Genomic DNA, 14664 nt, shown 5'->3' on the forward strand with positions numbered 1-14664 from the left:
CCGAAGGTTGCCCGTCAGGAAGAACGCCGGAAGCCACATCGCGCCGGTCTGCCCGGCAGGGCTACGAGGCGGAACGTCGCGGTCAAGCCGATGTGACCGGCAGGACGTCGGGGGACAGCACGCCGGCGCGGGCTGACGCACTGGTCAACCGGCGGAGGTGGTGGCGGCGGCACAGGACCTCATAACCGATCTCCTCCGCCGGGCGGTTGACGTCGCCGACGACCACCTGAGCACCCTCGACCACCATCTCCCCGCCCACCGTACGGGCATTGTGCGTCGCGCGGGCGCCGCACCAGCACAGGGCCTCCACCTGGAGGGCCTCGATCCGGTCGGCCAGCTCGATCAGCCGCTGCGAGCCGGGAAAGAGCTTGGTGCGGAAGTCGGTGGTGATGCCGAAGGCGAAGACGTCGAGCCCGAGGTCGTCCACGACCCGCGCCAGCTGGTCGATCTGCTCCGGCGCGAGGAACTGCGCCTCGTCGACGATCACATAGTCGACCTTGCCGCCCTTGGACAGCTGATCGACCAGATACCCGTACATGTCCATACCCTCGGTGGCCTCGACAGCCTCCGTGATCAGGCCCAGTCGCGAGGACAGCTTCCCCTCACCCGCCCGGTCGTCCCGCGTGAAGATCACACCTTGAAGCCCCCGGGTCGAGCGGTTGTGCCCGATCTGGAGCGCCAAAGTCGACTTCCCGCAGTCCATCGTTCCGGAGAAGAACACCAGCTCGGACATGGAAGGTTGAGCACCTTTCGGCGGAACGTGAACAGGGAGTGCGAGGTCGGGTCAGGGTGGTGGCGGGCGGCGGCTTCAGGTGCGTACTTCGAGGAGCGGGACCAGTTGTTCCGCGGGCGTCATGGAGCCGTGGTTGCCGACCATCGCCGACTCCTTGGGCTCCCGTTCGGAAGCGATGATCAGAACGTCGTCCCGGGCGGCCGCGACCACGTCACCGAGCCGGCCGCGGACCCGCTCGTCGACCTGCGGCCCGAACCAGCCCGCCGCGATCGCCTCGTTCCGCGAGGCCACCCAGAACTGCTCACCGAGCACCTCGCGCCAGCAGGTCAGCACATCGTTCTCGGCACCCGGCAGGGCGTAGACATGGCGGGCACGGCCCTCACCGCCGAGCAGGGCGACCCCGGCACGCAGCTCCCAGTCCTCGTCGAAGTCGATGCGGTGGTGCTCGTCGAACGGGATGTCGACCATGCCGTGGTCGGCGGTGATGTACAGCGCGCTGCGCGGGGGCAGTTGTTCGGCAAGCCGCTGGGCCAGCCGGTCGACGTACATCAGCTGGCCGCGCCAGGTGTCGGAGGCGACGCCGTAGCGGTGGCCCGCGCCGTCCAGCTCGGAGTAGTAGGTGTAGACCAAGGAGCGGTCGCCGACGGCGAGTTGTTCGGCCGCGAGATCCACGCGGTCCTCGCCGGACAGCCGCCCGAGGAACGTTCCGCCGCTGAGGGCGACCTTGGTGAGCGGGGTGGCCTCGAAGGTAGGCGACGACACCTGAGCGGTGTGCACACCCGCCTCGTGGGCCTGCTGGAAGACCGTGGGGTACGGCTGCCACACCTGCGGCGAGGTCCAGGGCTGCCAGCGCAGCTGGTTCATCAGCTCGCCGGTCGCCGGGTTGCGCACCGTGTAGCCGGGCAGGCCGTGCACGCCCGGGGGCAGCCCGGTGCCGACGGAGGCGAGGGAGGTCGCGGTGGTCGCCGGGTAGCAGGTGGTGAGGGGGCGGCCGGTGCCGCCGCGGGAGCCGGCGAGCAGCGAGGTGAGGAACGGCGCTTCCTCGGGGTGCTCCCTCAGCTGCTCCCAGCCGAGGCCGTCGATCAGGAACACACAGTTGCGGTCGGCGGGGGTGAGCTCGGTGATCGCCGCGGTGGTGCCGGGGACCGCGAGGCCGGCGGCCAGGGTGGGGAGCAGGTCGGCGAGGGAACCGCTGCCGTACTCGGGCAGCGGCGCGGAGTCCGGGGCGAGGGCCTGGGGCTCGTCCCAGGCGGCCGATGCGGCCGGGACGGGCACGCGGTCTCCCCGGTCGTGGGCGGTGGCGGGTGTGGGCTGCGACATCAGCGGGTGAGGTCCGCTGTCGCCTCGGAGAGCGACTGCGCGAAGGCGAGCGCCTGGCGCACCGTCTCCGGGCCGTCGCCGGCCTCGCTGACGCGGAGGCTGAGATCGTCCGCCGTCGAGCTGCCGGTGTAGCCGTGATCGGCCTCGCAGTTGGGGTCGCCGCAGGCGGCGGGCTCCAGGTCCAGGCGGGCGACGGCGCCCCAGCCGATGGTCAGCACGACCTCGCGGGGCAGGGTGCCCGGCACGTACTGCTCGGGGTTGGCGACCACGCGGCTGACGACGACGGAGGAGATCCGGCCGAGCTTCACGGACTCGGTCGAGGTGGTCGCGTACGGCGTCGGGGAGGTGGTGTCGGCGGTCTGCTCGTCGGTGTGGCTGACGATGAACCGGTTGCCGGTGAGGACCAGCACGGTGACGTGCCTGCGCACCTCGTTCTGGTCGAACGTGGTCTCCTGGTGGACCAGGTACGACCGGATGGGCTCGCCGCCCACGGCGGCCTCCACCGCCTCGGCCACGAGGGCCGGGTAGTAGCCGCTGCGCTCGATCGCCGCGCGCAGCCCCTGGGTCGACGTACTGGTCTTGGCCATGACGTCCATCCTACGGGGGTGCACTGACTGCGAGGGACCTGTCGCGGTCGTCTCGGTGCACCGGAGGTGCCCCTCCCGGTGGACCGGCGGTGTCTGTTCAGTAGACCGGCAGTGTCCTGGGGCCGAGGTCGTCGCGTGCCGGGGGCCGGGCCAGCCGCACGGTGGCACCGAGGACGCTCAGGCCGTGCGGGGCCACGACGACGGGTTCCAGGGCGACCGCGACAACCTCGGGATGGTCGTCGACGAGCCGCGACACGCGCAGCAGCAGTTCCTCCAGGGCGGCCGAGTCGACCGGTGCGGAGCCGCGCCAGCCGAACAGGAGCGGTGCCGTCCGGATCGACCGGATCATGGTGGCGGCGTCCCGGTCGGTGACGGGGATCAGCCGGTGGGCCATGTCGCCGAGCAGTTGCGAGGCCGCTCCGGCGAGGCCGAACGACATGACGGCGCCCGCCGCCGGGTCGATCACGGCGCGTATGACGGTGTCGACACCGCGTGGCGCCATCCGCTGCACGACCGGCCGCAGCTCCACGGGTGATCCGAACAGCTCGGTCAACTCTCCGTACGCCCGCCGCAGTTCCCGCTCGTCCGCGAGGTCGAGGCGTACGCCGCCGAGGTCGGCGCGGTGGCGCAGATGCGGGGCGGTGGCCTTGAGGGCCACGGGGTAGCCGAGGGTGCGGGCGGCCTCGGCGGCGGCGTCGGGGGTGGCCGCGGGCAGGGCGCGGTGCACGTCGATGCCGTAGTGGCCGAGCAGTTCGCAGGTCTCCTCGTCGCTGAGGGTCAGTCCCTGGCCGCGGGCGAGGAGGGTGCCGATGACGGCGGCGGCGCCCTCCGCGTCGACGTCCTCGTGGTCGGGCACCTTGCCGGGCACGGCGGCGTCGGCCCGCCACTGGGCGTACGTGACGGCTTCGGCGAGGGCGCGGACGGCCCGCTCGGCGGCGGGGTAGGCGGGGATGAGGCGGGAGTGGACGTGGGTGGGGGTGGGGGCGGCGGGTGCGGCGGAGGGGGCTGCGGTGCCGGTGACCGGGGCGGGCGGCGGTGCGGTGGCGGGTCCTTCCGCGGTGCGGGGCCCGAGGCCGGCCGCGTCGCCGGCGGGCTCGGTGGTGATGTCGGTGTCCGGCTCGGGCGCGGTGCCCGCGGCGAAGGACAGGGCCGCGGCGAGGGCGCCGAGTTCGACGTGCACGACGAGGACCGGTTTCCCGGGGACCTGCCATGCGGCCGACTGGAGTGCCTCGGCCAGCTCGGTGTACCCGGTGGCGTCCTCGCCGACCGCGGGTATGACGGTCACCACCACGGCGTCGCACTCGTCGTCGCCCAGGGCCTTCGTCAGGGCGGCGTGGAAGTCGTCCGCCGAGGCGCTCGTCGTGAGGTCGAGCGGGCGCAGTGGCTTCAGGCCCTCGGCGAGGCAGGCGTCGTAGGTCAGCAGGCCCAGCGACTCCGAGTTGCCGAGGATCGCCACGCGCGGGCCGCCCGGCAGCGGCTGGCGGGCCAGGAGCAGGCCCGTGTCGACGAGTTCGGTGATCGTGTCGACGCGCATCACGCCGGCCTGGCGCAGCAGGGCCGAGACGGTGTCGCGCGGCAGGCGTGTCGCGCGGACGGCGTGTCCCGTCGGGACGGAGCCCGCGCCCTGGACGACGACCAGGGGCTTGACCGCCGCCGTGCGCCGGGCGAGGCGGGTGAACTTGCGCGGGTTGCCGATGGTCTCCAGGTACATGAGGACGACATCGGTGTCGGGGTCGTCGTACCAGTACTGCATGAGGTCGTTGCCGGAGACGTCCGCGCGGTTGCCGGACGACACGAAGGTCGACACTCCTGTGACCCCGGTGACACCGCCGCCGCGCCGGTGCAGCCGGGCGAGCAGGGCGACGCCGATGGCGCCGGACTGGGCGAACACTCCGATCCGGCCCGTGCGGGGCAGGGCGGGGGCGAGGGAGGCGTTGAGCCGCACACCGGGTGCGGTGTTCATGATCCCGAACGCGTTGGGTCCGACGATCCGCATGCCGTACGCGCGCGCGTGCCGGACGAGTTCGCGCTGGCGCTCAAGGCCTTCGGGGCCGCTCTCGGCGTACCCGGCGGACAGGACGACGAGGCCCTGGACGCCGTGTTCGCCGCATTCGGCGAGGACCGGGGGCACCTGCTCGGCCGGTACGGCGATCACGGCGAGGTCGATGGGGCCCTCGATCTCGCGCACGGAGCGGTGGGCGGGGACGCCGTCGAGTTCCTTCTGCCCCTCGGGAAGAGCCTGGTTCACTGCGTACAGGCGGCCGGTGAACCCGGCGTCCCGGATGTAGCCGAGGACGTCGTGACCCACGCCGCCGCGGGTGCGGCCCGCGCCGACGACGGCGACGGAACCGGGGGCGAGCAGCCGCCTCACCGAGCGGGCCTCGGCGCGCTGCTCGCGGGCGCGCTGGACGGCGAGCGAGCGGTCCGTGGGCTCGATGCCGAACTCCAGGTGCACGATGCCGTCCTCGAAGCTGCGCTTCTGGGTGTAGCCGGCGTCCCTGAACACCTTGATCATCTTGGTGTTGGCGGGCAGCACCTCGGCGGTGAACCGGCGGATGCCGCGTTCGCGCGCGACGGCGGCGATGTGCTCCAGGAGGGCGGAGGCGACGCCCCGCCCGTGGTGCGCGTCCTGCACCAGGAAGGCCACCTCGGCCTCGTCGGAGGGTCCGGAGGCGGGTGTCCCGCCGGGGCCGATTCGGTCATAGCGCACGGTGGCGATAAACTCGCCGCCGACGGTGGCCGCGAGTCCCACCCGATCCACAAAGTCGTGGTGCGTGAAGCGGTGGACGTCCTTCGCGGACAGCCGCGGGTAGGGCGCGAAGAAACGGAAGTACTTCGACTCGTCCGAGACCTGCTCGTAGAAGCTGACCAAGCGGTCGGCGTCGTCGGCGGTGATGGGCCGGATCCGCGCGGTGCCGCCGTCACGCAGCACCACGTCGGCTTCCCAGTGGGCGGGGTACTCGTGCCGGTCCGGCGAGCTCTGCATGGGGCCCAGCGTACGGCTCGCCCATGACAACGGCGCGGGGCAGCCTGTGAGGACGCAGACCGGGCCGAGGCCGCGACCCGGCGGCCGTTCCCGGACGGGCCGGACGGCCCATCCGGACACTCCTCACAATATGCAACACTGGTCTAGACAACCCTGAGAACTCTGAAGGGCAGCATCACATGGCTGAGCGCCGCGTCAACGTCGGCTGGGCCGAGGGCCTCCACGCCCGTCCCGCTTCCATCTTCGTCCGGGCCGCCACGGCCGCAGGCATCCCGGTGACGATCACCAAGGCCGACGGCACCGTCGCCAACGCGGCGTCCATGCTGGCGGTCCTGGGCCTCGGTGCCCAGGGCGGCGAGGAGATCGTCCTCACTTCCGACGCCGAGGGCGCGGAGGCCGCTCTCGACCGGCTGGCGAAGCTGGTCGCCGAGGGGCTCGAGGAGCTTCCGGAGACGGTCTGAACCACGGCGAGACACCACGGAGCCGCGTCCCCCTTACGGGTGGCGCGGCTCTGTCGTACCCGGGCGTCGCCGCTCCCGGGCCATGCCGTTCCCGGGCGGCGTCGCTTTCCGGGCGCCGTTGCTTTCCAGAACCGCTCGTGAGTTTCGCCACACCGGCCGCGATGTCACCGCGGCGCGCATGGAATTACCCGGGGCATACATCGAACGCGTCACGCGGGCATGCAAAAGGCGCACCGGCGGAATACACCGGGGCGCGGAAATCCGGGCAGCGGAAATACATCCCTGCGGAATAACACTTCTTTGTATACGGTGCGCGTGTTAATGCCGTAGACCCGTCATGTTTACGGGAGGTTGCGAAGTCCTCACACGCTCCAGACGGTCCGGGCCGCCGGAAAAGCGCAGCCGGTGGGCGGCCGTCGCACGCTCGGTGTGCAGGGCGGTGATCGCCCGCGCGCGCTCGCTGTCGCCGCGCGCCACCGCGTCCACGATGGCACCGTGCTCGGCCCAGGAGTCGACCGGGCTGGCGGGTGCCTCCACCGTGTACATCCAGGCGATCTTGTGCCGTAGCTGGGTGAGCATCGAGGTCAGGGCATGGCTGCCGGACGCCTGGGCGAGCGTCTCGTGGAACCAGCTGCCCAGGGAGCGCAGATCCTCGCTGTTGCCCCGCCGGGCGCGTTCCTGGCCCAGCCTGACCAGGCCGCGCAGCACCTTCAGATGGGCCTCGGTGCGGCGCTGGGCGGCCCGCGAGGCACCGAGCGGCTCCAGGAGCATGCGCATCTCCAGCAGGTCGGCGGCCTCGTGCTCGGTCGGCTCCGCGACGCACGCGCCCGCGTGCCGCCGGGTGACGACGAAGCCCTCGGCCTCCAGGGTGCGCAGGGCCTCGCGGACGGGGACGCGGGAGACGCCGTAGCGGCGGGCGAGGAGTTCCTCGGTGAGGCGGCTGCCGCGTTCGTAGGCACCGGCGACGATGTCGTCCCGGATCGCGGTGCACACCGAGTGCGCCGGAATACGCATGACCGACCTCCGCCTTAATCCCCGTGAAACGTCGACGATTGACATGTGTTCCGTGACTCTATTGCAACGGGACGGAATTTCCGACGGCGGACCGGAATCCGGGGATATTTTTTGGACAGTGGGCCGCCCAAAACACCGCGGGGCCCCGGCTCGGACGAGCCGGGGCCCCGCGGGATGCCTGCCGCGCGTCGGTGTACGCCCGCGCGCGGGGTGGGTGGCAGCGAGTGTCAGACGTTCACGCCGTGCTGGCGGAGGTAGGCGACGGGATCGATGTCGGAGCCGTACTCCGCGGTCGTACGGGCCTCGAAGTGCAGATGCGGTCCGGTGACGTTGCCGGTCGCACCGGACAGGCCGATCTGCTGGCCGGTGACGACCCGCTGACCCACGGACACCGCGATGGACGACAGGTGGCCGTACTGGGTGTAGGTGCCGTCGTTCATCCTGATGACGATCTGATTGCCGTACGCCCCTCCCCACCCGGTCTCGACGACGGTGCCGTAGCCCACCGCGTGGACGGTCGTACCGCTCGCGGCGTGGAAGTCGATGCCGGTGTGCGCGCCGGAGGACCACAGCGAGCTGCTGGCCTCGTAGCCCGTGGAGACGTACGAGTGGGAGATCGGCGCGACGAAGGTGTTGAGGCGCTTGCGCTCGGCCTCGCGGGCGGCGCGCTCCTTGGCCTCGCGAGCCTTCTGGGCCAGCTCGGCGGCGCGCTTGCGGGCGGCCTGCTCGGCCTCCTTGCGCTCGGCGGCCGCCTGCTGGGCGGTGGCCTGGGCGTCGATCTTGTCGGCGACCTTGTCGCCCAGGGCTACGACGGGGATGAGGCCGCTCGTCTCGACCGCGTTCTGCGCGGAGTCCTCGGCCGCGAGTGCGGGAGCCGCGAGGGTGCCCACGACGCCGCCGGTGGCGAGGGCCGCGATACCGGCGGCCTGGGCGGTGGAACGCTGCATCCGGCTGGGCCGACGGTGCTTCCCGGTGGCGCACGACGCCATGAAGTGGGTGGTCCTTTCCTTCCCTCTCGCCTACCGGGTTAGCTGACGGGTTCGGAGCAGGAAGGTCTCCTACGGACCCCCTCGCTGCACGCGCGGGCGCCCGATTCACCCCAGGGGACTGCTGTGGGTCCCCGGCTCCCCTGGCTCGCGCCGTACGGGGACTCGGCGATGGCTGTCCGGTGCCGCGGGTGCGGCGTGCTGCCTGACGGACAGGCCCGGACGACGCTAGACGGGGCGGCTTTCCGTCCTCAAACGGATCACGACTTTTGTAGCGCATGCCACAGGACAGACAGGGCCCCTCGGCCTCAAATCGGGCAAACGGGAGCCCTGGCGGTCCCGTTGGTGAACGAGGCTCGCGCTCTGACGGCGCCTCAGCCGCCCGGGCCCACGCGCGTGGGTCGGCGCGGTCGCCGCACGGAGGGTCTCGTGCGCCCGCGTGTCCACGTGCTCAGGTGCGGGTGCCGCCGCGGCGCGTGCGACACGGCGGGCCACGGAACGAGGCTCACGCACGCCATGCTTCCGGACTCGCGGTCCCGGTGGCCTACGGCGGGCGCCGGTGTGCCCGCTATTGCTGCCCCCCTGCCGTCGCGCTCCGCGGCTGCCCTGGAACGGCTGCGGCACAGCGGCCCGTCGAGCGACGCCCTGCCGGGTGAGGCACGCCTCGGTCCGATGCGGGCACGCGCGTGGCGCCTGATGCGAGCACGCGCGCGTGCCGTCCTGATGTCGGCACGCGCGCTTGTCGCTGCCGTGTGACTACTCCGCCGTGACGACCGTGACGTCGCCGATGCCGAGGGCCTCGACGGGCTCCTTGATCTGCGCCGCGTCGCCGACGAGGACGGTCACCAGGCGGTCCACCGGGAAGGCGCTCACGACCGCCGCGGTGGCCTCCACGGTGCCGGTCGCGGCGAGCTGCCGGTAGAGCGTCGCCTGGAAGTCGTCGGGCAGGTGCTGCTCGACCTGGTCGGCCAGCGTGCTCGCGACGGCCGCGGCGGTCTCGTACTTCAGCGGCGCCACGCCGACCAGGTTCTGCACGGCGACATCCCGCTCGGGGTCGGTCAGCCCCTCCGCTGCCAGCGTGCGCAGCACCGTCCACAGGTCCTGGAGCGCGGGCCCGGTGTTCGGCGTGTCGACGGAGCCGCTGATGGCGAGCATCGCCGCGCCGGTGCCGTCCGGCGTGGAGCGCAGGACCTGGCCGAACGCGCGCACGCCGTAGGTGTAGCCCTTCTCCTCGCGCAGGACGCGGTCGAGGCGGGAGGTGAGGGTGCCGCCGAGGCAGTAGGTGCCGAGCACCTGGGCGGCCCACATCCGGTCGTGGCGGTCGGGGCCGATCCGGCCGATGAGCAGCTGCGTCTGGACGGCGCCGGGCCGGTCCACGATCACGACCCGTCCGGTGTCGTCCGCGCTCACCGACGGCACGGCACGGTCCCGGGCGGGGGCGCCGGTCCAGGCGCCGAGGGTGTCCGCGAGCAGTTCGTCGAGGTCGACACCGGTGAGGTCGCCGACGATGACCGCGGTGGCCGTCGCGGGACGTACGTACCGCTCGTAGAACCTGCGCACCGCCGCCGAGTCGATCTTCTCGACGGTCTCCTCGGTGCCCTGGCGCGGGCGCGACATGCGGGAGGTCTCCGGGAAGAGCTGCCTGGACAGCTCCTTGGCTGCACGGCGGGCCGGGTTGGCCAGCTCATGGGGGATCTCGTCGAGGCGGTTGCGCACCAGCCGCTCGACCTCGCTGTCGGCGAACGCGGGCGCCCTGAGGGCGTCGGCGAGCAGCGCGAGCGCCTTGGGGAGCCGGGAGGCGGGGACTTCGAGGCTCAGCCGGACACCGGGGTGGTCGGCGTGCGCGTCGAGGGTGGCGCCGCAGCGCTCCAGCTCGGCGGCGAACTCCTCGGCGGAGAGCGTGTCGGTGCCCTCGGAGAACGCGCGCGCCATGATCGTGGCGACACCGTCGAGGCCGGCCGGCTCGGCGTCCAGGGGCGCGTCGAGGAGCACCTCGACGGCGACGACCTGCTGGCCGGGGCGGTGGCAGCGCAGCACCGTCAGACCGTTGTCCAGCGCGCCGCGCTCGGGTGCGGGGAAGGCCCACGGCCTGGCCGTGCCCGCCTGGGGCCGGGGGTGGAACTCCATCGTGGCCAGCTCGGTCACTTGGCCGCCTCCTCGTTGTCGTCGGTGGCTTCCACGGTCGCCGCGGACTCCGGGTCCTCCGTGTGCCCGGCGTCCTCGGCGGACTGCTGGTCGGCGCCTGTGGCGGGCTCGTAGACGAGCACCGCGCGGTTGTCGGGGCGCAGCCGGGACTTGGCGACCTCCTGGACCTCCTCCGCGGTCACCTCCAGGACGCGCCCGACGGCGGTGAGGGCGAGCTGCGGGTCGCCGAACAGGACCGCGTAGCGGCACAGTTCGTCGGCGCGGCCCGCGACCGTGCCGAGCCGGTCCAGCCATTCGCGCTCCAGCTGGGCCTGGGCGCGCTCCATCTCCTCGGGCGTGGGGCCCTCCTCGGCGAAGCGGGCGAGTTCCTCGTCGATGGCGGACTCGATCACCGGGACCTCGACGTCGCCCGACGTCTTCACGTCCAGCCAGCCCAGGGAGGGCGCCCCGGCCAGCCGCAGCAGGCCGAACCCTGCGGCGACAGCGGTGCGGTCACGCCGTACGAGCCGGTTGTAGAGACGGGAGGACTCGCCGCCGCCGAGGACGGTGAGCGCCAGGTCGGCGGCGTCGCACGCGCGCGTGCCGTCCTCCGGCAGCCGGTAGGCGCCCATCAGCGCGCGGGCCGGCACCTCCTCCACGACGACCTCGCGCAGCTGCCCGCCCATGACCTCCGGCAGCGAGCCGTCGCGGGGCGCGGGCTTGCCGTCGTGCGACGAGATGGAGCCGAAGTACTTCTCGATCCAGGCGAGCGTCTGCGCCGGGTCGACGTCGCCGACCACCGACAGGACGGCGTTGTTCGGCGCGTAGTAGGTGCGGAAGAACGCGCGCGCGTCCTCCAGCGTGGCCGCGTCCAGGTCGGCCATCGAGCCGATCGGGGTGTGGTGGTAGGGGTGGCCGTCCGGGTAGGCGAGGGCGGTGAGCTTCTCGAACGCGGTGCCGTAGGGCACGTTGTCGTAGCGCTGGCGGCGCTCGTTCTTCACGACGTCGCGCTGGTTCTCCATCGACTCGTCGTCCAGGGCGGCGAGCAGGGAGCCCATGCGGTCGGCCTCCAGCCAGAGGGCGAGCTCCAACTGGTGGGTGGGCATGGTCTCGAAGTAGTTGGTGCGCTCGAAGCTGGTGGTGCCGTTGAGCGAACCGCCGGCGCCCTGCACCAGCTCGAAGTGACCGTTCCCCTTGACCTGGGCGGAGCCCTGGAACATCAGGTGCTCGAAGAGGTGAGCCAGACCGGTGCGCCCCTTGACCTCGTGGCGCGAGCCGACGTCGTACCAGAGGCACACCGCCGCCACCGGGGTCAGGTGGTCCTCGGAGAGCACCACGCGCAGACCGTTGGCCAGGCGGTGCTCGGTCGCTGTCAGGCCCCCGGAGCCTGCCTCGGCTGTGGCCGTGTGACCCATGGGCATGTACGTCCCTTCGCTCGCGGAGCTTTGGCGGAAACTGTGGTCGGAACTGCAGAATCCTGCCGGTCCTGCCACTGTATGCAAGCGTGCGGTGCCGCGGCGAAGTTCCCGGAGACCGTACGCCCAGAGCGAGATCGTCCCCCGGCGGCCGCGGTATGTGGAGGGCGCGGGCGCCGGGGACACGGCGGTACGGTGCGGGTGCGGCGAGAACACGGTGCGGCGCCACGGCGGGTACCGTTCGAGGGCCGCGCGGGTACGGTACGGAACCGCGGCGGTACGGTGCGAGGGCGGCGCGGCTGCCCCGCGCGGGCGTCGCCGGACCCTCGGCGGACCCGTTCCGGGCCGCTGACGCGCAGGTCAGGGCGCCTTCGCGCGCCCCTGCCGCGACCGGTCCCGGTCCGCGTTGTCAGTCCAGCGGTCCACAATGGTCCGCAGCAGATCCCGTTCACGCTTCAGCACGAGCGAGCCGAAGGGGCGTGCCCCGCAGGCGAGCGACCAGGAAACAGGAGGAGCCGGCAGGATGGCCCGCCGCAGCACGAAGACCCCGCCGCCCGACGACTCGTACGAGGAGAAGATCCTCGACATCGACGTCGTGGACGAGATGCAGGGCTCCTTCCTCGAGTACGCGTATTCGGTCATCTACTCCCGCGCCCTGCCCGACGCCCGGGACGGCCTCAAGCCGGTGCACCGCCGCATCGTCTACCAGATGAGCGAGATGGGACTGCGTCCTGAGCGCGGATATGTGAAGTGCGCGCGGGTCGTCGGCGAGGTCATGGGCAAGCTGCACCCGCACGGCGACGCGTCGATCTACGACGCCCTGGTGCGCATGGCCCAGCCCTTCTCGATGCGCCTCCCGCTGGTCGACGGCCACGGCAACTTCGGCTCGCTGGGCAACGACGACCCGCCCGCCGCCATGCGGTACACCGAGTGCCGGATGGCCGCGGCGACCGGTCTGATGACCGAGTCGATCGACGAGGACACGGTCGACTTCGCGCCCAACTACGACGGCCAGGAGCAGGAACCGGCGGCCCTCCCGGCCGCCTTCCCGAACCTCCTGGTCAACGGCGCGTCCGGCATCGCCGTCGGTATGGCGACCAACATGCCGCCGCACAATCTCGGCGAGGTCGTCGCGGCCGCCCGCCATCTGATCCGCTACCCGAACGCGGACCTGGACACCCTCATGCGGTTCGTCCCGGGCCCCGACCTGCCCACCGGCGGCCGGATCGTCGGCCTGGCCGGCATCCGCGACGCGTACGAGTCGGGCCGCGGCACCTTCAAGATCCGCGCCACGGTGTCGGTGGAGACGGTGACGGCGCGCCGCAAGGGCCTGGTCGTCACCGAGCTGCCTTTCACGGTGGGTCCCGAGAAGGTGATCGCCAAGATCAAGGACCTGGTCGGCTCGAAGAAGATCCAGGGCATCGCCGACGTCAAGGACCTCACCGACCGCCAGCACGGCCTGCGCCTGGTCATCGAGATCAAGAACGGCTTCGTGCCGGAGGCGGTCCTGGAGCAGCTCTACAAGCTGACGCCGATGGAGGAGTCCTTCGGCATCAACAACGTCGCTCTGGTGGACGGCCAGCCGCTCACCCTGGGCCTCAAGGAGCTCCTCGAGGTCTACCTCGACCACCGCTTCGAAGTGGTGCGCCGCCGCAGCGAGTTCCGCCGGAGCAAGCGGCGCGACCGGCTGCATCTCGTCGAGGGCCTGCTCACCGCGCTGGTGGACATCGACGAGGTCATCCGGCTGATCCGCTCCAGCGAGAACTCCGCGCAGGCGAAGGAACGCCTGATGGAGCGCTTCTCCCTGTCGGACGTGCAGACCCAGTACATCCTCGACACGCCGCTGCGCCGCCTCACCAAGTACGACCGCATCGAGCTGGAGTCCGAGAAGGAACGGCTCACCGAGGAGATCGCGGAGCTGACCCGGATCCTCGAGTCGGATGTGGAGCTGCGCAAGCTGGTCTCGGCCGAACTGGCGGCGGTGGCGAAGAAGTTCGGCACCGAGCGGCGCACGGTGCTGCTGGAGTCGAGCGGTGCCCCGGCCTCGGCGGTGCCGCTCCAGGTCGCCGACGACCCGTGCCGGGTGCTGCTGTCCTCCACGGGCCTGCTCGCCCGCACGGTCAACGGCGAGCCGTTCCACACGGACGACGACGGCACGCGCGCGAAGCACGATGTGATCCTTTCGGCGGTCCCGGCGACGGCGCGCGGTGAGGTCGGCGCCGTGACATCGTCCGGTCGGCTGCTGCGGATCAATGTGATCGACCTCCCGCAGCTTCCGGCGACGGCGTCCGCGCCGAACCTGGCCGGCGGGGCATCGCTCACGGAGTTCGTCCCGCTGACGGACGACGAGACGTTGGTCTGCCTGACCACCCTGGACGAGTCCTCCCCAGGCCTGGCGCTCGGCACCGAACAGGGCGTCGTCAAGCGCGTCGTCCCGGACTACCCGTCCAACAAGGACGAGTTGGAGGTCATCACCCTCAAGGAGGGCGACCGCATCGTCGGCGCGGCCGAGCTGCGCACCGGGGAGGAGGACCTGGTCTTCATCACCGACGACGCCCAGCTGCTGCGCTTCCAGGCCTCCCAGGTCCGCCCTCAGGGGCGCCCGGCAGGCGGTATGGCGGGCATCAAGCTCGCGGACGGCGTGAAGGTGATCTGCTTCGCCGCGGTGGACCCGGCGGTGGAGGCGGTGGTCTTCACCGTCGCGGGCTCGCGCGGCACGCTGGACGACTCGGTGCAGACGACGGCCAAGCTGACCCCGTTCGACCAGTACCCGCGCAAGGGCCGCGCGACCGGCGGCGTGCGCTGCCAGCGGTTCCTGAAGGGCGAGGACTGTCTGTCGCTGGCCTGGGCGGGCCCGACCCCGGCCCGTGCCGCCCAGAAGAACGGCACCCCGGTGGACCTGCCGGACGTCGACCCGCGCCGCGACGGCTCGGGCACGTCGCTGGCGAAGACGGTGTCGGTGGTCGCGGGTCCCGCCTAGGGACAGGCCCTGGAAGGCGACCGGGCCTGAGCGCTCCGGTGGAAGTGCGGCTGGAAGT

The 14664-nt window shown here is 72.0% G+C and carries 10 protein-coding genes and 1 riboswitch; of the genes, 2 read left to right on the forward strand and 8 right to left on the reverse strand.

All coding sequences use genetic code 11. The features are described from left to right. Window positions 1-82: 82 nt before the first annotated feature. The 4 genes from ACSYGN_RS10025 to ACSYGN_RS10040 all read right to left on the reverse strand — a co-directional run bounded on the left by ACSYGN_RS10025 (window position 83) and on the right by ACSYGN_RS10040 (window position 5626). Entirely contained in the window at window positions 83-733 is a 651-nt protein-coding gene (locus ACSYGN_RS10025; RefSeq protein WP_460394019.1) for a thymidine kinase, read from the reverse strand. Window positions 734-808: 75 nt separating this feature from the next. Further along, on the reverse strand, window positions 809-2053 hold the full coding sequence (locus ACSYGN_RS10030; protein ID WP_460394021.1) for an alkaline phosphatase family protein: 1245 nt from the start codon (window positions 2051-2053) through the stop codon (window positions 809-811). Beyond that, window positions 2053-2640 carry a DUF5998 family protein gene (locus ACSYGN_RS10035; protein ID WP_460394023.1) on the reverse strand — a complete coding sequence of 196 codons (588 nt, stop codon included), beginning with the start codon at window positions 2638-2640 and terminating at the stop codon, window positions 2053-2055. The genes ACSYGN_RS10030 and ACSYGN_RS10035 overlap by 1 nt, the downstream gene beginning before the upstream one ends. Before the next feature lie 97 nt (window positions 2641-2737). Next, window positions 2738-5626 carry a bifunctional acetate--CoA ligase family protein/GNAT family N-acetyltransferase gene (locus ACSYGN_RS10040; RefSeq protein ID WP_460394025.1) on the reverse strand — a complete coding sequence of 963 codons (2889 nt, stop codon included), beginning with the start codon at window positions 5624-5626 and terminating at the stop codon, window positions 2738-2740. A 179-nt stretch (window positions 5627-5805) separates the two neighbouring features. Between ACSYGN_RS10040 and ACSYGN_RS10045 the strand changes: the two genes are divergently transcribed. Next, window positions 5806-6087, forward strand: coding sequence for an HPr family phosphocarrier protein (locus ACSYGN_RS10045; protein ID WP_460394027.1), 282 nt, complete (start codon window positions 5806-5808; stop codon window positions 6085-6087). Window positions 6088-6405: 318 nt separating this feature from the next. Here ACSYGN_RS10045 and ACSYGN_RS10050 read toward each other — a convergent pair whose 3' ends face one another. From ACSYGN_RS10050 to ACSYGN_RS10065, 4 genes are all read right to left on the reverse strand, one after another. Further along, window positions 6406-7101 (reverse strand): GntR family transcriptional regulator, encoded by a 696-nt coding sequence (locus ACSYGN_RS10050; RefSeq protein WP_460394029.1) that lies wholly within the window; start codon window positions 7099-7101, stop codon window positions 6406-6408. A 227-nt stretch (window positions 7102-7328) separates the two neighbouring features. After that, window positions 7329-8090 (reverse strand): M23 family metallopeptidase, encoded by a 762-nt coding sequence (locus tag ACSYGN_RS10055; protein WP_460394031.1) that lies wholly within the window; start codon window positions 8088-8090, stop codon window positions 7329-7331. 12 nt (window positions 8091-8102) lie between these two features. Further along, a riboswitch (cyclic di-AMP (ydaO/yuaA leader) is annotated at window positions 8103-8268 on the reverse strand. A gap of 575 nt (window positions 8269-8843) precedes the next feature. Beyond that, window positions 8844-10232: a M16 family metallopeptidase gene (locus tag ACSYGN_RS10060; RefSeq protein ID WP_460394033.1), complete on the reverse strand. Its 1389-nt coding sequence runs from the start codon at window positions 10230-10232 to the stop codon at window positions 8844-8846. Continuing rightward, complete coding sequence (locus tag ACSYGN_RS10065) at window positions 10229-11632, reverse strand: M16 family metallopeptidase (RefSeq protein WP_460394035.1); 1404 nt, start codon at window positions 11630-11632, stop codon at window positions 10229-10231. The genes ACSYGN_RS10060 and ACSYGN_RS10065 overlap by 4 nt, the downstream gene beginning before the upstream one ends. A 517-nt stretch (window positions 11633-12149) precedes the next feature. Here ACSYGN_RS10065 and ACSYGN_RS10070 point away from each other — a divergent pair. Continuing rightward, entirely contained in the window at window positions 12150-14606 is a 2457-nt protein-coding gene (locus ACSYGN_RS10070) for a DNA gyrase/topoisomerase IV subunit A (RefSeq protein ID WP_460394037.1), read from the forward strand. The last annotated feature ends 58 nt before the right edge of the window (window positions 14607-14664 follow it).

It is taken from the genome of Streptomyces sp. YIM S03343 (assembly GCF_054729195.1).